The 21,663-nt window shown below is 44.8% G+C and carries 10 protein-coding genes; 3 read left to right on the forward strand and 7 right to left on the reverse strand.

Annotated features, from left to right (window positions below; genetic code table 11):
- Positions 1-35 precede the first annotated feature (35 nt).
- The 7 genes from AABK39_RS22720 to AABK39_RS22750 all read right to left on the reverse strand — a co-directional run bounded on the left by AABK39_RS22720 (position 36) and on the right by AABK39_RS22750 (position 13,652).
- Positions 36-1,025 carry a family 43 glycosylhydrolase gene (locus tag AABK39_RS22720; RefSeq protein WP_338395509.1) on the reverse strand — a complete coding sequence of 330 codons (990 nt, stop codon included), beginning with the start codon at positions 1,023-1,025 and terminating at the stop codon, positions 36-38.
- Positions 1,026-1,212: 187 nt separating this feature from the next.
- Positions 1,213-3,801: a GH116 family glycosyl hydrolase gene (locus tag AABK39_RS22725; RefSeq protein WP_338395510.1), complete on the reverse strand. Its 2,589-nt coding sequence runs from the start codon at positions 3,799-3,801 to the stop codon at positions 1,213-1,215.
- Positions 3,802-3,842: 41 nt separating this feature from the next.
- On the reverse strand, positions 3,843-4,829 hold the full coding sequence (locus AABK39_RS22730) for a glycoside hydrolase family protein (protein WP_338395511.1): 987 nt from the start codon (positions 4,827-4,829) through the stop codon (positions 3,843-3,845).
- Positions 4,830-5,184: 355 nt separating this feature from the next.
- A complete protein-coding gene (tamL, locus tag AABK39_RS22735) occupies positions 5,185-7,491 on the reverse strand; it encodes a translocation and assembly module lipoprotein TamL (protein WP_338395512.1) in 2,307 nt (768 codons plus the stop codon).
- A gap of 103 nt (positions 7,492-7,594) precedes the next feature.
- A complete protein-coding gene (locus tag AABK39_RS22740) occupies positions 7,595-12,598 on the reverse strand; it encodes a translocation/assembly module TamB domain-containing protein (protein ID WP_338395513.1) in 5,004 nt (1,667 codons plus the stop codon).
- A gap of 59 nt (positions 12,599-12,657) precedes the next feature.
- The gene (locus AABK39_RS22745; RefSeq protein WP_338395514.1) at positions 12,658-13,224 is read right to left on the reverse strand and encodes a hypothetical protein; all 567 of its coding nucleotides are present in this window, start codon (positions 13,222-13,224) and stop codon (positions 12,658-12,660) included.
- Positions 13,194-13,652, reverse strand: a complete 459-nt coding sequence (locus tag AABK39_RS22750) for a hypothetical protein (protein WP_338395515.1) — start codon at positions 13,650-13,652, stop codon at positions 13,194-13,196. The genes AABK39_RS22745 and AABK39_RS22750 overlap by 31 nt, the downstream gene beginning before the upstream one ends.
- Before the next feature lie 245 nt (positions 13,653-13,897).
- Here AABK39_RS22750 and AABK39_RS22755 point away from each other — a divergent pair, with 245 nt between their 5' ends.
- From AABK39_RS22755 to AABK39_RS22765, 3 genes are all read left to right on the forward strand, one after another.
- Positions 13,898-16,447 (forward strand): hypothetical protein, encoded by a 2,550-nt coding sequence (locus AABK39_RS22755; RefSeq protein WP_338395516.1) that lies wholly within the window; start codon positions 13,898-13,900, stop codon positions 16,445-16,447.
- Between the two features lie 616 nt (positions 16,448-17,063).
- Positions 17,064-21,083: a T9SS type A sorting domain-containing protein gene (locus AABK39_RS22760; RefSeq protein ID WP_338395517.1), complete on the forward strand. Its 4,020-nt coding sequence runs from the start codon at positions 17,064-17,066 to the stop codon at positions 21,081-21,083.
- 90 nt (positions 21,084-21,173) lie between these two features.
- Entirely contained in the window at positions 21,174-21,479 is a 306-nt protein-coding gene (locus AABK39_RS22765) for a PID-CTERM protein-sorting domain-containing protein (protein WP_338395518.1), read from the forward strand.
- Positions 21,480-21,663 lie beyond the last annotated feature (184 nt).

Consider the following 21,663-nt stretch of genomic DNA (forward strand, 5'->3'; position numbering starts at 1 on the left):
TCTCAATCAAACAATTTATTCTTTTACAATTACCACTAACGCTTTACGTTATAGCGAATCAGGTAAGTCTCATTCCCATTATGTACCATGGATATTCCCCAATCCAAGCCATCTCCTTTACCGTTATTCGTAAGGTCGGGGCGGTAAGCGCCCGGAGCGTGGGGACGGTCAGTGACTTTTACGCCTGGACCTTGGCTCCGAAAGTCAACACCGCCCGGAGCGTATTCGATTGTGGAGCTGATCGAGGCCAGAGCCGCCACTCCGTTTCCTTGCGGCCAGACCATCACCTCATGGCTTTTGCTCAAAATCGGCTTGTCCAATTTTATAAACGGCCCTTCGGGATCTTTGGAAAAGGCGACTCCCATCTTGGTTTTAGCCGGACCGTTACGGCCGTCTACCCTGCTTCTTCCCTTGTAATAAAACCAATAGATTCCGTTGCGATAAAGCAAGGACGCGTCATCAATTCTATAACTGTCGAACTTCTCAGGCTCCGGACTTACCCGCATTACCGGATCTTCGCTTATGCGCTGAAACGGGCCGTCGGGTGAATCGGAAACGGCTAGACCGAAGGCGGTGATATCCGTTGTGGAATTATTCTCAAAAGCGCCTTCCTTGTTTCCCGGAGTCGGTTTTACGCCCGTATAGTAGAGATAGTATTTTCCGTTCGCCAAAAGTATATTCGGCGTAAAGGTAGCCTGCGAATCAAACTTTCCGGGCTTTCCTTTGCCTAAAATTTCGCCACGCTCTTTCCAAGAATGACCTCCGTCGTTTGAGGTCGCGTACCACAGCGTTCCCCAATATCCGGGAGCGCGGCCGTATATTTTGGTGTAATAAACGTAGTATGTATCGCCAACTTTTATCACATCGCTGGGGTCGCGGCGGGAACAGCCGGCCTCATGGCCAATGCCTTTTACCTTTTCGTAGCTGAACGAAATCTTCGATGGTCCGTTCTGCGCATTAACCCCTATGGTGAGGGTCAAAAGAAGCACGCAAACCAAAACCGATTTCAATGTCTTTATATGCATCTTTTCTTTTTCAAAATTAGAAATCGAGCCAGACCGCGGACATTCATACACAGCACATCTCCCCCAACAAACAGTACCGCAAGCAAGCGTTTTAGAAAACAGCGTGGCCGGGCGGACGTCCATTTTGCTTATGATTGTCTCGACCAGTTGAACATTGACCGTCCGCCGGCAATTCGCCGTTTTATTTTTATGCCTGAATCTCTACCCTTATGTCATCCCCTTTTTTCAGGATTTTCTTGGCAAAGCTCAGTTTGATTTTCCCTTGTTTCACCGAATGCTTAACCTTGGTTTTCTTGCCGTTAACCAAGAGTGTCACCTTTTTCGGTTTTCCCTCCAAAAGAACATCAAGCCCCAATTCTTTCAGATTCATTTGTCCATAGGCCAGTTCCAAAGTAGCCGTCTGGATTCCGTTCAGCTTTTTCTGCGCAAAGCTTCCCCAAGCCTCAGCGGCTATAAACGCTGATCTGAAATCCTCTTTGTTCATTTTCGGGCTAAAAGACATTCTGGCTTCCGGCCCATGGTAAAAGTATCCGCTGGCCGAAACGAACGGAGCGTAACCGCTCATGGCCCGGGTGTAGTGGTTTCCGTATTCCACCTCGTTATACGGATTGCGTTTCTCAGGGCTATAGCGTTCGTGCAGGGCACGCTCCACTTTCAGTCCTTCCGCAACCATTCCTTCGTCTATCAGAGCCGCCGCCACTTGGTGTTCTTGCCCGGTCCACATTTCGCTGAAATATCCGACTACCAGACGCTCCCAATCATTGTTAATTTTACCAGGCGCCAAATCGGCTCCGCCTCTCGGGAAAGCGCACATTATAAGCCCGCTCTCATCGTCTATTGCATAATAACGTCGAACTTTTATAGTTGCTGTATCCAGATAAGCTTCATAGTTATCAACAAAATTGTACTTCACGATTGAAGAAAGCGCCTTGCGGACATTTTCTTCCGGAAGGATATAACCAAGTCCCAACTGAGAGGCCCAATATTGTCCCAACAATTGGTCGATATGGCAACCTTTATTAGTATTAGGAGCATCAAGGTGTTCCGGATCGAGTTTCTGGTAATAATACTCCCCGTTAAACAACTCCTCGTCGATATTGCGGTAAGCCTTCTCAGCGATCGAAGAGCATTGTTTCGCAAAGGTTCTGTCGCCAACATCATTGGCCATAGCCTCGCCCGCCCGAAGCGCCGCGGCGTACATGCCACTGGTCCAGGCCACTTTTCCGTACCACGTACGGTCCAAAGTATTGTATTGCTTGCCTTCGAGAATTCCGTCGGCTTGGCCTGTCTTTTCCTTGTCCTGATCGATCATAATCTGGATCGACTGACGGATTTTCTTCCAATTCTGAACAAGGAAACTATTGTCGGTAGACATCAGGTGCTCGCGATAAAGGCGCATCACCGTACCGGCCTGCCCGTCAATGGCCATGCCCCGGCCATCATGATGCCCCATTTTACTGAATTCCCCACGATATTCGATCACCCCGCTATCACGGAAAGAAAGGCCTAGATCAATCTGGGTACGGAGCTTTTTGGCAAGATCCGGGAAGACGCGACCCAAAGCCTGTTCGTAGTGGAACACGTGGGTACACGTGCCCGGGCCCAGATAGACACCTTCATAAGCGTAAAACCGGCCTTCGTTTTCGGGCGAATCCGTAAGGTCGTCAAAACGAACGGAAGCGGTAGTAGCCAAAGTGCTGACATTGATGAATGTTCTGTCCAGAAACCATCTTGGCAATGACGAATCGTACCATGTGCGGTTCCAGGCTTTGGTGTCGGCCATCAGCCAATCGTTCCGCATCAAGTAATCGGCCGATTCGGAAGAGTTTTTGAACTTCGAAGAATAATAATGCCGAAGGTTCTTCCTTCCTTTCCAGTTATGCGCCCTGTCCCAAAGGTGAACGTTCGGAAAGTTCCAGCTCAACACAAACGTGAAGGTCTCGCTATCGCCTTTTTCCAAAACCGTTTTTCCGCTCACGCCACCTACCAGCTTAATCCCCGGCTTAGTGGTAGCCGTCTCTGATTTTCCTCCTTTATAGATTCCTACGCCTCTGTCCTCGTGGGCCGACGCCGACGCCTGTCCTTTTCCCAAAAGCGTAAGCGACATATCGCCCCAATCCGGCAGTTCCTGACGCTGTGTATTATCGCAAAATACCCGCACGAACCCATCTCCTTGAACGGCCGTATTGCGAGGTTGGCCCTTGTCTTTGGCCGCGCTGAATTGGCAAGACATATTCTGTAGCCAACCGTACATATCCACGCTCATTTTCTTGTCGCCCGTATTACGGACAGTGTACTCCATAACCACCAACGGCAGTCCGGAATTCTCCGCGTCGGTAGGGATAAACGGCGAATAAGAAACCAGATCGACGGCGAACGGTAGGCTTCGGTCTTCAAAACGGACTTTGCCTACTGGGTACTCGCCATTGAATTCGATATTGGAAAAACCTTGACGGTTAAGGCGCCTAGTGTAAATTTCATCGCCAATTCTGGCTGTAATTCCGAATCCGTTCTCAAACTTATTGTCCTGAGTCATCGGATTCATATAGAAGCGGTCACCTCCGTTTTTTCCAGGATCAACCGAGGAAACGTTGAAGATATCCCAGTACCACAATTGGCCGTCACCGCCTAGGTAAACTTGGCCCGTAGCAATACCGCCTACCGGCATTCCTATATATTTATTTTTGTCTATTGACTGTCCCTGCGTTCGGAAGCTCTGAAAGAGCAAGCCAAGCAATACCGCAGTCAAAATCGAAAGTCTCTCTAGTGATTTCATCGAAAAATTGTTGTAATGTGTAAAAGCGGTTTTACATTAGCTTATTGCCACTCCAGCCTAGCTATAAAAAGTCCCTTCTTATCCCAGCCTGTATTCGATATATACCATTCGTTATCCGACACTTTTATGATTTCCGAAGCGTGCGTAGGCAACTCGCAAACCAAGTTCTCAAGAGGAAAATCCTCCGGATCCTTCGACCAATACACATGGGTTTGGTTATAGTCACCTTTCGGATGAGCCCTGCACACAAACAGGTAAAAGATATTTCTGCGTTTCACCACAAACGGAGACTCTGATCCCCCCGCCCAAGTGCTAACCAACGAATCTTGCGAATGCACAATACGGGGTCCGCTCCAATGCTCAAGGTCTGGGCTGGTACGCAAACCTACCGAGCTCCGGCGATCCACCTCAGTGTAAGCCCGTGTGTAATAGAAATAGTACTTTCCCCCATCCTTCATCACAAAAGCGTCGCGGGCGTGGCCCGGATCACTGAATTGAGGGTTGAGCGGATGGCGTTTCCACTCAAACATATCTTTGGAATCGGCCCGACACAGAAAACCCCATGAGGTATACTTACGGGCATGTTCCTGCATATTCCCGATGTTGTAAAACATATGCGACACGTCCGACGCCGGTTCCTGAAAAATCGTAGGTGCCCACAAGACCTTCTCCACTCCCGGTTTTGTCCGTAGAGCGTAGTCATGATCTTCCCACTTGTCTTGGTTAAACTTGTCGGCGCTTATATGAAAAAACTTCGTTTCGCCTTTCCACGGATCAATCGGTTTGTGGCCAATAATACCGTAAGCATGCCATTTTCCGTCCGGACCTTTGGCGAAGCAGTGATCGTTCGTGTACCAAGTAGTATCTATATCTGAACGTGTGTCATTAGGATTAAAAATATGCTTCCACTCCCCTACAATCACCGGTTTTTCCAGCTTATCAGAGGTTGCCTTCTTCCCTTCATGTGCTCCTGATGAACAAGACCACACGACCGTAGCGATTAAAGAATAAAAAAAGAATCGTAACATAAAAACAAGTATTTTGGGTTTTAAAAACAAAGCTTTCCAAGTCAAAAAACTCATCCCCGAATCATTACCGGGATAAATCCTACATTATTGTTTTTTCAATATGTATGAACATTATAAAAGCCTTTTCCCAAATATATATCCTATTTTTGAATCAGCATAATATCTGAAATCGAGTCACTAATTTAGCTAAATTATTTTAGTAAGCATTAAAAAGGTGTTTTTTTCATTCATAAGGTCATATTAATGGCCATCTGTTATAAGAAAACCACACTCATAAGTCGCATATACAAATACATAAATTACATGACTGAAAACATGTATTAAAAGAATAAAGAGCACAAAAATCCCAGTGAAATCAGAAAGGATATCCTAGCGAAAAATTAAAAATAATGTTCTTGCTTCTCCACGAAGAACTTCCGATATCAATCTTGTCAATTACCCACCGCTTCCCTTCGGGCAAGTAAGGTTTTCGTAAAGGAATACCCCAGTCTAGCCGGATAACGACAACTTTAAAATCCAACCGAAGCCCAGCCCCAGAACTGACAGCGATTTCCTTATAAAACTTATCCGCGGAAAACTTTCCGCCGGGACGGTCAGGGTCATTGTTCGCCAACCAGATGTTACCAGCGTCCACAAATACGGCACCCTTAAAAATTCCCGCTATCGGAAAGCGATACTCAATGTTTCCTTCCAGTTTAATATCTCCACCTTGCCCGAAAAAAGTCGTAGCCGTACTGTCCGGCGGTTGATACGAACCCGGCCCGACAGTACGCGTCCTAAAGCCTCTCAAGTCGTTTGGCCCACCGATAAAGTATTGCATAATAAAAGGCAAGGATTTGGAATTTCCCCAAGGCACACCCAAACCGAGCAGGAGCCGTGTCGCGATATTTGACCTCTTGCTGGTTCGCAGATAATACCTGAAATCGTTCGTAAAACGCAAGTATTGTGAAAAGTCAAGGCCCAGCACTTTATACGGTTCCTTATCCACATCTCTCGAAGGATCTGTAATACGAAACAATCCGTAGAGAATATTTCCGGAAACATCGATTGTGAACGCGTCATAAATCCGATTGGTTTCCTGCACGTCCAATGATGAATAAAAAGTGCCCTTATAACTCGAACCTATAATCAGCTGATTTTCGATACTTTGCCCCAACAGAGGAAACTGTTTTTTCAGATCGATCAAAATAGAGTCGCTATTGGGCGAGCGCTGATAACTAATAAAAATCGGATCAAAACGATTAATATAATTCGAAGTCTTTTGCCACTGATATCCGAAGGTCGTATTGATATAGTCCAAAGTCAGGATCGACGAGAAATCGTATCGCTGTACTGACACTCCGATCTTGGTCAACGGAATAAAGTTTTTGGTCTCCGGCGGTTTTCCGATCCACCGTATAAACCTCGGAATGTTTAGATTAGCGTTGACTCCCAGCCAATAAATCCGGTCAAAATCACTGCTTTCGCCAAATTCTTTAAGGAATCCTCCTTTCAACTGAAAAGTAAAGTGTTCCGCTCCGCGAAATAGATTCTGATGATTATAAGCCAAAGAAAGCTCGGGCCCGGCATAGCCTTCGGAATTGGTGGAACCTCCCAATTCCACTTGAACAGACTTCGGGTTGCCCGGCGTCAGGAAAATATCCGGCTGTATGATTCGTGTGGAATCGTTCGCGTTTTCCCTAAGATCGACAAACTTGAAAACTCCCAAACCCGACAAATGCCTAATCGTACGCTGATAATTACTGTACCGATAAAGGCTGTCTGGCTTCATATAAATCGCCGGATAGATAACCTTCAACCTGGTTGTTTTCTTTCTTTTTGAAAAGAATCTGACATCTTTCTTTACGCTACTGTGAAGGTGTAATTCCTTGAGGCTATCCGGTGGTTCATGGTGAACAAAATACACCCGAGCCGTGTCGGTATGATAAATCAGCGTATCATGTGCCTGAATATCTTTTTTCAGAGTCAATGTAAGGTCCACTTGCCTGTGCCCTACAGTGGAATCCGCCAGAAAAAGAATATCATTGTCGTTAAAAAAGAAATACCCCCTATTCCTTACATATTCCGTAATACGTGTTCGTTCTTTACGCATTCGCGCCAGATTGTACCTTTGGCCTGGCTTCAGCAATGTCTTACCAGACGCTTCCCTAACCAAACTATCTATTACGGTCTCCGTACTTACGTCCAGCGTAATATTTTTCACCCTGTAAGGAACAGTCGGATAAACACGGTACTTTACATCAACACCGTTACGGTGCCTTACCGTATCAAATTCGGCCCGTGTACCGAAATAGCCGTGATTGCCCATCCTGTTCTCCAATAGTCTCGATACTTGGCTAACTTTATTGTAATCGAAATAAAGCGGTGGCTTAGCGAATTGCTTATATATAAAGCCCAAAATCGGTTTGTGCCGTTTCCTCTGCTCATACATCCAAACGCCCACTCTGCTACCCAGTATCACACCACGCTGTTTGGAGATGAGAAGACCGTCAAGTTCGGTCTTTATACTGATCGGCACTTTGGTCGAATCTTTACCAAAAACCTTTACCTCCGACTTGTTGTAGTACAATTGCCCAGGCATCAGGTATTTGCGGGTGTTACAGGCCCCCAAAAGCCCTAAACACACGATAAAAATCAAATACGAACCCGGAATCCTTGCCATTTTCTATTGAGGAAAAGTACCCTCGACCATTTGGCCGAAACATCCCTTTACCAAAACAATAAACGTTCCCGGCACGTGAATTCACCTCTGAAAATGTGTTAACTCATTCCTCTTTTTCCTCCTTTGTTCCAGCCTCTTTCTTTCCTTTCTTATTCCTCTTCTTTTTGCCTAGGCCAAATGTCTTCTTATAAATCACCGAAAAACCTGTTTCTACTACATCCGGACTAAAAATTTCGCCGTTATCATTCATCCTAAAGGCTTTAACCACAAAGCGTCCATCCGGCGTAATCTTATAATAAACAATCACGTCGCCACCGACATTCCTTACCTCATCCGTTTCCTCAGAAGGCCCTTCCAAGTTGAATGTTCCGCCAAGCTGAACGGTTAGCCTGTCGTTAAAAAGGTGTTGTTTTACCGAAACTCCCAAGTCTGTACGCGTCTGTCTATCACCGTTTCCGTCATATTCATCATAAGACTCCACGTTAAAATTAACTTCCGTGCCTTTAATGTATTCTTTCGACAAATTATTGAGTTGGGAATTGAGAATATTGGCCAGGCTCCCTCGGAGCGTATTCCCCTGAATGTCTAACGGACTTTCCCCCACAAACGACTGTGTCAATATCAATGCAAAGGCCTGCTTGTTCAACTGCGCTTCGTCTGAATTAAGCTGGTTTACGGCCGTATTGATATCAGGCGACCCCGTATTGCCGTCTACATCCGGATATTCCACCTCAAAGGTGATTTTCGGGTTTTCCGGGTCGCCTTCCATTTTTATATTAAGATAAAAAACCTGAGCCCGGGAATATTGCTCAATAGCCTGTTGTTCCAATGCGCTCTCCAAAGCCAACAACGTTACGGGCGAAGTTCTCACTTCATACACCGCCGTTACGTCGAGCTGGGGCTTTGTGGGGTTTCCGGACCATGAAACCCTACTGCCTGGCTTAACCTTAAAATCCCTCGCCACAAGATTGTAAAGCGAAATCTTAAGGCTTCCGTCCGTCGCCTCATAGTTTCCTGTCAAAGCCATACTTCCCCGTTTGGGGTAATTAAAGCTGAAATCGCCTCCGCCTGTAATGGAAAAATCGTTTCCAGAAAAAGGATCGAAAATATAAGCCAACTTTACCTTTTGCTGTATCGTGATATTGGCTTTTACCCCAAAACCGAAAGTCGCCTGCTGAAACGCTTCCACCGCCGACATCTTAGCGAACCGCCTAAGCGTGTCCTCCGCATTGATATTTACGAATTCGACCACTCCCTCCCCTGTATCCAACCGCTTGATTCCCCCTTCCAAGTTTTGTAATGTGAAATCTGTTCCATTCAAGACCGTTAACGTACTGTTTATGTCCAAATTTGACAAAGGACCCCGAAGTTGAGTTCTGTTGTTCAGCAACAGCTTGCCGTAATATGGCGATTCCGTATTCTTGGGTAAGTCTAAAGCTGTAAAATCCTTAAGGGAAATATCCACGTTAAAATCATATTTTGAGAAATGAGTGGTAAGCACGCTTCCGGTCACGCTGGCCTTATTCCCCGACTTATCTGTCAAAACAAAATCCTTGAAATGGATTCCCTCCTTATCCAAAGACAATTCCGCATGATCAGCGGTCAACTGACTTCCGATAGATACAGGAGTCACCGTAAGCGAATCCAAAGTGACGGTTCCTTCTATATCATTTTTTCCATAAACCTGCCGATAATCCAAGTCTGCCCTTAACGTTCCGGACGCTTCGCTCAGATGTTTTTTCAGTAGCGATCCAAAGGGTTGAAGGTCAAGATGGTCCAGCTTCAGTTTTGTTTCGATATAATTTTTACCGGTTTCTCCTTTCACAGCCATGCCAATGGATTTTCCGGTCAAATCACAGCCAAAACTGATTCCTTCCGAGCTTGGATCCTTATCGATTTCAGCTTTCAGATCCCCGATATGGACGCCCAAAATCCCCAAATCACTAACTCTTCCCCTTAAAAAGAGGTTATTTGTGCCGAATTGGAAATTAGCGTTCCAGATACCCCCTATCAGTGATTTTTTGGCCCGAAACTGCGTCAAACTGTCCATATTCAGCTCTTTTACAACCAAATAATTGACAGTATCCTGACTCTCTATTCTTGTATTGAGGAAAAAAGAAGCTGAATCTCGACTCAAACCGAAGTCTTTAAACAATACGCCTCCTTTTACAAAATCCAATCGGTTTCCAGCCTTCGGGCTCCAAGCGTTACTTCCAATAAGTTGCGTCCCATCCAAATTGAAATAAGTATCTTCTTTTCCCGACCTAAATGTCCCGCCCAATGACAACGGCGTGTTCCCTTTCCCATCCGATGAAAAAAAACGGGTAGTCAAACTATCTCCCCTGACAACTCCAGTCAGCCCCACAGTACCAATCTCGACACTATCTGACAAGAAAAGACTCCCGACTCGGGCAAGGTAACCAAGGCTATCCTCTACTCCAGTAATATCCACGCTGATGGAATCCATCTTCACGCTTCCTTTCTTTAACGCAACCAAATCCGCCCGAAGCGTCATGCTTCTTTTCATTGCGTCAAAATCCATCTTCAAGCTGGCGTTTGACATTGAATCGGCCCAAGAAAACAAACCTCCATCGGCCAATTCACTTACGTTAATATCAAAGTCAGCTGTTACTCTCAACGAATCGTTCTGAGGCATTCGCTGTATGTCCCCTAGTTTGTAATAGGAAGAAACATAAGATTTTATGCCTGAAACCAGACTATCCAAACTTGCGTTGGCTCTAAATTTCCCATCCATCAATCCGCCTTCGACATCCATCTCCACTTTTGTCGAATCCAGATCCAGAGTCAGTCCCATTTTATCGTACTGAAGAAACTGTGTGCGAGATTCCCAATTAAAATCATTAATGGAAAGTTGCGCTTTAGTCGCCGAGGTACTTGCGCCTTGCATTTCCGCAGAGATTTTAAAATCCAGAAAGGTGGTGTCATTCACCAAGCCCAAAGACTTAAGTTCCAGATTTTTGAAATTGCCTTTAAGGTCAAGCTTTGGCTTTTCAAAAATTGAAGAAAGGTGCGTATCGATATTAAAATTCAGTAGAGGATTGGCGGAAACGAGTGTGGCCTTCAAGGAATCATCGGCAAATTGGGCGTCAAGCGAAATCTTCCTGTATCGTTCTTCCCTGAACATAAGCTTGTTAATATCAAACCGAAGCTCAGAGTCCATAGTACGGGGCGAAATCCCCAAGGTTTTCGCTTTTATCGTCGCTTGCATATCCCCTAGCTCCTGACTGCCAAGCCACTTTCCCAGAGCCACTCTTTCAAGCTCCGTTTCGACAGTGTAAAGACTGTCTTTAGCGTCGGCCTTCACTTGTATCCGATCCCCCCAAGCTGTCTGCAAATTAACCTGAGCGACTGTTCCCGCCGTATCGATTCCAATTTTTCCTGTAAGCCCCAAACTAGGCGGTAGATTCAGGGAAGTACTGTCGCGCCCGCCCAAAAGCGTATAAAGAACCTCGTCTTTCACCGATAGGGAGTCCAGTGACAATTCCGCCATAATCCGTTGACCAGACCGATATCCGGAAACCTGCCCCGAAAACCGGCTTTGGACCAATGTATCCAGTCCGACCCGAAATCCAGTCAGAGCGATATGTTCCGCATCACCGGAAACGTTTCCTTCCACGTCTAGTTGGGAGCCAAATCCGTTGAGAGAATTTACTCCGAAGTAGGAAAGATCTTTACTGCCAATATAGGTTCCCCTACCGAAATTCAGCTTTAGGACAACAGGAGGAATCGGGTCATATACAAACAGGGAGTCCAGGGAATTATATCTGAAAATAGCTTCTTGATCGATATATGTATTGGGGGTTTTCAGATAAAAGGAACCCAACGTGGTTTTCTCTTTTCCGGCTTTCAAAACGAAACTCAGCTTATCCAAACTCAGCCCCGAACGCTCCTTTGCGCTCAGATTTTTTACTGACATCACAAAATCGTTAGACTTGAACCGGACCAGCCCGGTCTCAAAGTCCAAACCCCTTAAGCCCATCGCCAATGGATCAAAAATTCCGGGTTGAGCTTTACGTCCCTCTTCACGCATTTCATAAGCGCCGTCTGTCAACCCGAATCGTTTCAGCTCAAAAGTCCATGGAAAACCGGTCCAGATAGAGGGTGTCGGTTCTCCTTTTTCTTGGCGTATTTCCTTTTCCAAACTTTCCCGCCTTCCCGACGGCTTCGTTTTTTCAAGCCTCAGTGTCACATCCGGGCCCATCAACCACATGGATTCGGCCGTAATTGTCTGTTCGGGGAGGTTGACTTTTGTCAGACGCCCCCTAATACTATCGACCGCACAATCCAGCATCGGAAAAGAATCCAGCACCATCTTGTACTCCAATTTTCCCAAGTGGAAATTATCCACGAATATCCGAGGCGGTACGGCGGGCTCCTCGCCTTCGGCTTTTCTCTCTTCCTCCCGCTCTTCTCTTTTTTCTATTTCCTCTTCGGTGGGCGATAGTCCAAGAAAAACCCGGCCACCTTCCAAGCTGAGCTTCTTTACGCGATATTCAGACTCTCCTAGCCGGATTTTTCCTTTTTCCAAATTCAAATGACTCACCTCGTATTGTAAGTCCAAACCGGAAACATCATCAACAAAAGAACCCCGAACCGAATCCAGCACAACCTTTCCGGCATCAAGACCAAAGTTCGACGGTTTTTGGGGCTTGGGAATTGTATCAGCCTTTGTCGGGGCACCGAAAAGATATTGAAAATTAAACTCCCCGTTTCTTCTGATCAGATAAGCTCGGCCACGCTGAAGATTCAAACTCGTAATCCCGACATTCCCAGAGGCAATCGTCTCAATCAGATTAACCTTCACCTTTAGGCTTTTCAAGGCCACTACCGTATCCCCCTGTTGGTCTGGAACAAACAATCCTTTGAGGCTGACGCCCGGCGGCCATTGCAAATTATAATCCTCCAATGTTACCGCTTGCCCGTATCTGGCTTCGGTAACTTGGGAGATTTTTTTAATTATTGCCTGTCTGATCGGTTTAAAATCCAGAAACAAAATGGCGCCGATAGGAATGGACACAACTATGAAGATGACCCATAGAATCACCTTCATTATCTTCCCTGCCACGCTCCTTTTTCTGCTTGCCATAGAGGACAATCTTAGCCCACATTCTCAAAATTTGGCTCTCTCAGCCAGCCTAATACCTTTTACTCATAAATACGTTTCATGTGGATAGTCATATCATGCGGCGCCGGTTGATCCCCACCGAAATATGGAAAAAGTTTGTATCTAAACTGTACCACTCCAGCGGGCGCTTTATAGAATTTGTGGTTCCCCTTAAACTTAAGATGGTACCCGTTTTTGGTCAGGTGTATCCTATATTCGTTCACCTCGTTGACATCGGCCTCGCCCATCAGGTACGAAATCCTGTTGCCATTGATGTACATATAGGCAAAAATCTCAACCTGTTCTTTCTGCAGATTCCATCGCCACCCAAACCTGGCGGATTCTTGTTGGTGATGCCTGAAACTTCCGGAAAAACCGAACAGCTTATTGATGTCGTCTTGGTTAACGTTTCCCAAATCATAAACCACAGTGCTGTCAAAGCGTACTTTGTAAGCCAACGTGTTGGCACTAACCTGTTCCACACCCAATCCGCTGAAATGGTCACCAGCCTTGATTTTATGCTTTTCCCAGACATCGTAATCGAAAAAATCGCACGACGTCAAGCACAAGCAAAGACTCAGAACGAGAAAAACACTCCCGCGTTCCAAGCGAATTTTGACTCTCTTACGTAAAAGTCCGATACGATTCCCCATCTCCAATCCTCCCCGTTTAAACTTAGCCGATTACGCCAGCTAGGCCTTACCAACACAAAACTGTTCTGTACGCCCAAATCGACATGTACCGCACTGCGCCACGGTCCGAGAATAATGGGAGCGAAACCTCCTCCAACCCCGCCGTACCATCTTCCGTCAGTCGGATGCCATAAGGCAGTTCCGGACAGTTCCCAACGGCGGGCCAAAGCAAAACTTCCTCTCAAGCCCGTAATACCACCGAAAACGTCCCTGCCTCCTACGGCCGCCACTGTCCAAGTTTGGCCGTCGCCTGACTTTCCTTCTTTTCCGGAATCGGAAAATGATTCCAAAACGAAAGCGAAACAGAAAACGAAACACAAAACGGTGGCTCTCAGCATAATCATCCTTGAAAACGTACAAGAGCATAACAGCAAAAGGATATGGTAAGGTTTTCAGCCTAAGCGAAATTCACGGGAGAAACCGACTATTATTTCATTGCACAAACCTATTGAACAATAGGAGGTTGAATTCTGTATGCGCTGTAGTCCCGGCAACTGACATGTTCTCTTCCCGCCAACGACATACCGACCGGCCTGACCGAAAAAGGTCACCCGACGCACGAGCCGTTCTTCCGCCCGTTTGTCCCACTATGCCAGTGCAACGTATGATCGGTTCGGCGGAGTTTGCCTCCAAATCACCGGTTATAGCCCGGCCCGGAGCCAGTCAGCTTTGGAGTAGAATTACAAAAGAAATTGAAGACCTTGAGCGCTTCAAAGAGATATCAAAACGATTGGCCAGCGCAACATCCACCAGTCCAGAACAAGACACCCGAATCAGCGAAAATATCGCAAGGCACATGTCGGCTCTGCGAAATATCGAAACGCTTATCAATCAATATTTCGGGCATTTCCCTCCCAGGCTTTCCAAATACAAAGAGCCTGAGGATGACTGCCTTTACCAATTGCAGAAAGACCTTCAGGTGGAATGGCTGGAACTTGTGGAAACGTGGGGGGACAAACATTACCCTACGGCCGAAATGCGAGGCGCGGCGATGGACTCTGAATCCCTTCAAGACATTAAGCCCAGTGAATATTCGCACCTGTCAAACATCATGGCCAATCAGCTGATCATTACCGGACCTGACGGTAAAGCGCCGGCCAAACGTGATCTGGATATTTTCAGAAGCCATTTCTGGCAAATGGCGCTGGGCCCGACAGGTACCAAAACATTAGATCGGCTATCAGGAAAGATGAGAATAACAGGCCGAAAGATCCATGTTGTGTTAGATCCGCATAGCACCCCGAGGTCGCATCCTCATTTGTCGGGTGGAAAGATCTTTCTTGACTATCAACATAATCGCCGAAGAGCCAGAGCTCCTAGAATCACTTTCCCAACCAATCTTGAAGCTCCAAAATTCCTTGCTTGCGATACGGAGAAAAAACACGCGTATAGCGCCAGCCCATTCCACACCCACCTTGCGGGCATGCTTTACGAAGCTTGCGAATGTGTTGATGTTTTATACGATCAGGAAGGCGCATGGAAACTGCATTCGAAAACAGTTGGCAAAATGCGGAAAGAGGACAGGCTTGAAAAACTGGGGCCAGCAACGACGATCGTTCACAACCCGTTGGAAACCCTCCCTTTTAGAGAGGCAAGACCGCTTTCAGACAAAAATGAAGACGCCTTTTTTGTACTGGAACTCCCAACTGGTACCCCCAAAGCGGGGGCAAGCGAAGAACTGAGCCTGACCCCAATGGAAATCTCAAGACTCCAAACTCCCGCAAAAAAAGTCCGTGCCCATTCCTCCCATTGGGTAAGTCCGGGAACAGACGAAGATACCGAAACACAGGAATATTTCGCACAAACGGTCTTTGCCGAACCCGACTACAAAATCGAACTTGCGGATATGTTTTCCCTTACGGTCCCCACCAAAGGAGCCTTCGCCGACATCTTCTTTTTCCAATGCGGACACCAAACACAATTGGCCCTGAAGTTACTCCAAGACCACCGCCTGGAGCAGGAGGCTGACCGGGAAGTATTCGCCGCCGGACTCACAAGGCTAATCGGTGACAGGATAGACACGCCAAAAGGCAAACTACTCACTTCCGACAGTGAGGAAATGGATGTTCTAGAAACCAAACTCGACGAAGCCGTCACTCACATCGACGGCCTTAGCCCCGCAGACAAGTCGAAATACCTCACCGAGAAGCGAGATACCCTGGCCTCTGTCTTGACCATAGTGAGACAACGAAGATTCCAGCGTCACTCTTATGTAGCGATCCTTTGGGAAAGGTGTCCAGGCAAAACGCCAAACCTATACGCAACGGCGGAGAAAAACAGGATAATGGAGACCGCCTCGCCAGACGAACAAACATATAGAAAAGACAACTTAGATAAAGTCCGTCACGAATATCATGAGCCGTTGATCAAAGACGCAAACTTTATGGAGGCCTTGGGCCAACTCTATTTAAACGATTTATTGATCGGCAACTTCGATCGTTTCGGCGGATGGTTCCATGCCAGCAATTTGCTTTATGACCAAGAAACGAAGACCGTCCATGGTATCGACCAAAGCTGTGGATTTATGAATACTAACAGGACGCAAAACTTTATGCTATATAAAGGAAAAGACCCACAGGTAAAACACCTTAAACTTACAGGGTATTCCGCCGCCAATGTTTATGATCTAACGGAATCACTGGGAAGAGACCGAAGAAAACTTGAAGCTTTTAAGGAAAGTATGGAAAGTCACTTGATGCGACATGTCAACACCTTTATCGAAGACTTTATCAGCAACCCGTTCAAACCCGCCCGGATTATTCAGCGGTTTTACGGTCTGCACAACGTTAGGGGAATACAAGGTTATGATCCGCTACCCCTCCAGCTAGGTTTTGCGGATGCCCTTTTCGAGTTACCAAGAAAAGAGTACGTTTTCCGGCAGTTGCTAAGGTTGCAATACCGAAACTTCCATGAGGAAGCTCAATTCATTTTCCACCTTCTTCTAACCGTTATCCAAAAAATAAAATCTATCCCTCAGGATCATTACCGAACTCCTTTGATGGCACTTAGAGAGCGAGTAGCAAAAACACCATTTACAAGTATAGAAGAGCATTTCCAACAACATCCACTTGTTTCACAAATACCGATTGTCCGTCTGGAACTTGACCCAAGAATAAGCCCTGAAGGTGGTCAAACATAACATGGGAAAACGTATTTATTATGCCGATTAAACAGTGTCAATTCTATTCTGGAAAAACCGCTGGAGCGATAGAAAGATTAAACGAAAAACGCCTTGTATCGCTTCTTATCTATTCTGTTTTCACACCAATTCAACCTTATTATACATTATCGAATATCATATTCATTTCAATTTTGTAATACCGCTATTCTCAAAAATTTCATTGTATTTTTTAAATCAATGATTTTCGTCATATTTTAAGCCACAATCAGAAAAAGACAATATAATACCATTAACTATTAACACACCTATCTAATAACCACAAAAACACATTGAATTATACCTTAATGTATTCACCTTACAGTATTACAATATTTATTGATATATGTAATTATATAAAATCAAAACCGCTTAAATGATTTACTTAATTATATTTAAAATCAAATAAATCACTTAAAAGGCGAATAATAATGACTTTTCGTATAAATCAACATCTATATCTAAACGACAACTGATATCAAAAGCTATTTTATATATTATTATTGTCATCTATACGAATATAAATATTTAGTACATAGATTATACTTCCCTACCCAAATGATATATTATATTTGCTTTGATCACAAACAGAGACGCTATGCGAACGAGTTTCTTTACCCTTTTACTCTCATGCCTAACAATTCTGGGAGCTTTCGCACAGAATCCAGATAATGAGGACATAAATAATATTCAAAGCAACAACCCTTTTTACCCAAAACCATCCGCAGGTTCAGGTGTGAATATTTGGTTCTGGGCGTATTGGGGAGGCTACTATAATAATAATTGGAGTGATCCCAGAAACTGGAGCAAAGGCTCTATAAGCTCAAATGGCACTTTCCATAAAGGATCAACCAACCAAGGAATTCCCGGACCAAATGATATTGTGATTTTCACGAACCAAAGAAATACCTGGACACAGGTTCATGTCAATGGGAATTTCAAGTGTCGCAGAATTGTTTTCTCCAATCGACGCTCAAACGATCCGTATACCAACAATATTGAATTATATATAAAATCGGGTAAGAAACTCGAAGTAACGGACGGCTTCTTCTACGACACCGAGAAGGTTAATCGCAGTGAAGCCTATATGTACTTGGAGTCTAATTCAACGCTTATTACGGGTTCTTTGGTTACCGAAGAACCGAACGGAGACAAACATAGCTCCTTCCACGAATACAGCACATCACGCAGTACAATAGTATGTAATGCGAGTTCAACCGTAATTATGCGTCCCAGAGACGATAATGACAATATTTCGGAAACAAAAAAGATGTATCTAACCGAGGTTGTAAACGGTTATCACAACGGCAAATTCGGTGAAGGGTACGGCAACCTAAGATTGGAAAAAGGCGGAGAGGATTGTCTTGATATAGAATCGATCGATCTTTTCACATACGAGCAGATTAAAGTAAAAAATCATCTATATATAGCTGAATGCACCACCCTTGAGGTAAACGAACCAATCATTATTCTACCGGGCGGAACAGTGGATAATGACGGCAGTATAACCAACCCCGATAAAATCACTAACCCAGGTGGAACACCTATAATTAAGGATTTTATATACTCGGGCGAACAGGAAAACATTAACGTCAATAACGCTGAGGCGAACTATATATTCGATAACGTAACAATAACGGGCAACCTAACACTTACCGCCGCAAAAAAAGTCACGATAAACGGCGCACCAATCAAAATATTAAGTTCCGCAAGCAAGAAAGCTTTCGTAATTCCAAGCGGAAGCGTTCCAATAGAACTCGGCGACGGCGTGCCCGCACCTTTCGAAATAGAGCGTTACTATGACGTGCATCCAGACGGACGGACCAGAGGATGGTATCTAATTGCTCCCATAACAAAAAACAATACCTTGGAGACTTGGTCTAACTCCGTTTACGCCGGAGTTTTTCAAGGCGGTACGGCGAGCACCGTGCTAAAATACGATGAAAAAAAATACGCAAAAGGGGAATACCAATGGACCGACCATACTAATTGGACCGATCCGCTGATCGAGCCCGGTTTGGCATTCACTAACTATTTCTATGTAAAAGGACAAGCCCCGGCCTCTCAAAAAGGATCCGCTGAAGGAGTGATAAACCCGGATGGCTCGATTAAATACAGCGAAATAGGCGAGCTGTATCTATATGAGGACATTTCTGTCCCGCTTACTTATTCCGCAGAAGACCCGAGCACACCAGACAACGGATCAAGAAACGGATATAATCTTTTGGCCAATCCCTACCCGTTTCCTTTATCAATGAAAAAACTGCGACTTGGGGTATCAAACGGGACGGCTAACTCAAGCATGTTTCGAAACACGATACTCGTAAGGGACGCCCAAACAAAGTCTTACGATTTGTACAGCTATAGCCATAAGGTGTACGCTTACCTCGATAATTCTATAGACCAAAGGCAACACCTTAACGGTGATTTTGCAATAGCTCCCGGTCAAGCTTTTTTTGTAAAAACAAAGTCGAATAATGGGGCCTTCGACAGTGAGGGTAAAGCCACCTTGATACTAAAGCCAAATATGCGATACACTAATGGCGACCCAAACTCTGACACAAAAAATTATAGAACAGAAAATCCCCCCCCTTCCGACCTGGAATACTTTCGATTAAATATTGAGACAAATAAAAAACCTATTTATCAAACCGTAATGGCATTTACGGATAAGGCTTCCGCCAAATTTGACGATGAGGAAGATGTGTATATGCCACCACTTATTTCAAAACAGATTGCCACCACTCCGGCTATTGGAGATTATACTCCTTTGGCTATCAATATTATGCCATTCCCGGAAAACCAAAAAAAGGTTCACCTGATACTGCATGGTATACCCGCAGGCATTCACCGGCTTCGTTTTCATGATGCTTCTACACTTCTCAAAGACAAGGATATTCGGCTTAAAGACAAGCTAACCGGAAACATAACGAGACTTTCCGACAGCGTTTATACATTCACTTTAGCAGAGAAAGCAATACAGCTCAAAGACCGATTTGAAATAATACTCGGAAAGAAACCATATGCACCAGACTTATCAGTCAGGATACCGGACACGTTAAAGGCTCCCGCAACAGAAAAATTCAAAGTGCCATTAAAGGCGAAAGGGTTTCAAAACGTCAGGCATTTTGAGGGAATAGTAACGTGGGACAGCAAAAAAATGCGTTTGCTAAAAACAGAATCCCAATTCATTAATATCGTTCCAAGCGCTGAGGAAGGAAAGCTGAAATTGACATATAATAACGCTTTGGTTGATTTCTCTCTAGCAAATAACGGCGTGCTGGCAAACCTTACTTTTGAATTAAACCCAAATAGCAATGAAACCAATTTAAAGGTATCGGAAATTAAGGCTACCGTAAGAGCTAACGATAATACAACTTACCTAACAGAAGCCCTAGCGCCAGATAGTTGTCATATATCTGAGATGCCTGAAACTAATCTTTCTATACGGCTTGTACCGTATCAGAATGTTAATATCGAAAACGTAACCTATACGGTTAATAAAGATGATAACACGGAAAAATATAATATCGAAAATGGTAACAAACTCGATATTTCATCTTATAGCGGGAAAAAAATAGCAGTAAACGCAACTGCCGATAACACCGGATACGCTTACGTCTCTGTCGGCGATTTATTGAAGACTCGAGAATATATTTTGCAGTCATTCCACCCCAATTATTTTTCCGACGCACAAATGGACGTAAATGCCGACGGAAAAGTCTCTACTGCGGACCTCCAATCTATGAGACAGGTTATTCTTGGCTTACAAGGCCATTTCAAAAGCCCGGAGGAAGATACTTGGCATTTCTTTCCCGATAAGAATATTTCGGCAAACACATACGACTATACTTCAATCGACCCTAAACTGGAAATGGAGCTTGGTCCTGAACAAAACAAAGCCACTTTCTGGGCAGTAAGAAAAGGGGATCCCTTCAATTCGGAACCATCCACCGAGAATAGGATGGATAAAGAAAACGTCACTCTAAAATACAATTCTGACACAAACGGTGATTTAATCACGGTACATATTTCCACCGATTCTCCTCTTGCGCTAAAGGCTATGCAATCAACCCTTGAATGGAACCCTGACGCCTTGAGACTGAGTGATTTTTCGTTTAAAGACGGAATAAGAGCCGAAGCTAATGCGAAAGAAATCGAAAACGGAAAATTACCATTTTTATGGACCGATGATGAGGGGATTATTCCGAATGATTTCCTAAGACTGGAGTTTTCGATTTTGGATAAAAAAACAAGTCCCCTACAGCTCAACATCAGTTCTTCCGTAACCCAATCTTTAGCTTACGATGACCAATTAAATGCTTTTGAAGTCGTAGCAAAAGACAAAACGATTTATAACGGTTCGGGCTATTCTGTATCAGCCTACCCCAATCCCGTTTCCGAAGGTTTTTTCTTCGAATTCAAAATGGAAAAAAGTTCTGACATCTCGATTTCAATTTACGCCCCCAACGGCAATAAACTCATTAATGCGAGTAAAAGTCTTAAAGCCGGGATCAGTGCTGTAAAACTTAGCCGAGGCAGTTTACCGGCAGGGATATACATTTACAGAACAATGATAAACGAAACAGTCCACACCGGAAAAATTATATTAAAATGACGACCACCCACCAAATATAAAGTTGAAAAAATCGCCCACAACTTTAATTTCTTCATTCCACACACCCTTCACCTATAACAGAGCTTAAGAATGGTACGAAGTCGAAAAGTAGCGAAGCTGACCCTGTTATCATTAATCCTTTTTGCAGGAAGTTCATACCGTAATAATACTATAGCCCAAGACGTTACGGGGCTTGGACCTTCTCAGCCTTCTTTAATGGATGCGAGTACCGAGTCAAACGACGCTGGCGACCCTGGAGATCCCGGAAGACCTGATGGTCCCGACAGTCCTAACGTTCCTATTGACGGTGGCGCATCGCTACTTCTTGCTGGTGGCATAGCGCTTGGAGGACGCCAATTTTTAAAACATAGAAAAAAGGAAGGGAAAAAATCCTGAAAACAGAACTCGACGGAAGCTTTTAAACAAAGGGAAAACCGTATTCGATTTTCCCCTCCTAATTAGGGTTTACTGAAAAAGTAAAAACCACAAGATTATCAGTGGATTAGGTAGCTTGTTTCCCTTTCCAAAGCACAGGGAATATTCGTAAATTGGCCTTAGAAAGGACTGAGAGCATTTTTTC

This window comes from Fulvitalea axinellae, assembly GCF_036492835.1.
GTDB classification, from domain to species: Bacteria; Bacteroidota; Bacteroidia; order Cytophagales; family Cyclobacteriaceae; genus Fulvitalea; species Fulvitalea axinellae.

Bases quoted from the DNA above. Each gene is read 5' to 3' on its own strand.
- AABK39_RS22720 (WP_338395509.1), bottom strand. From the start codon at position 1,025: ATGCATATAAAGACATTGAAATCGGTTTTGGTTTGCGTGCTTCTTTTG.
- AABK39_RS22725 (WP_338395510.1), bottom strand. From the start codon at position 3,801: ATGAAATCACTAGAGAGACTTTCGATTTTGACTGCGGTATTGCTTGGC.
- AABK39_RS22730 (WP_338395511.1), bottom strand. From the start codon at position 4,829: ATGTTACGATTCTTTTTTTATTCTTTAATCGCTACGGTCGTGTGGTCT.
- tamL (WP_338395512.1), bottom strand. From the start codon at position 7,491: ATGGCAAGGATTCCGGGTTCGTATTTGATTTTTATCGTGTGTTTAGGG.
- AABK39_RS22740 (WP_338395513.1), bottom strand. From the start codon at position 12,598: ATGGCAAGCAGAAAAAGGAGCGTGGCAGGGAAGATAATGAAGGTGATT.
- AABK39_RS22750 (WP_338395515.1), bottom strand. From the start codon at position 13,652: ATGATTATGCTGAGAGCCACCGTTTTGTGTTTCGTTTTCTGTTTCGCT.
- AABK39_RS22755 (WP_338395516.1), top strand. From the start codon at position 13,898: ATGCCAGTGCAACGTATGATCGGTTCGGCGGAGTTTGCCTCCAAATCA.
- AABK39_RS22760 (WP_338395517.1), top strand. From the start codon at position 17,064: ATGCGAACGAGTTTCTTTACCCTTTTACTCTCATGCCTAACAATTCTG.
- AABK39_RS22765 (WP_338395518.1), top strand. From the start codon at position 21,174: ATGGTACGAAGTCGAAAAGTAGCGAAGCTGACCCTGTTATCATTAATC.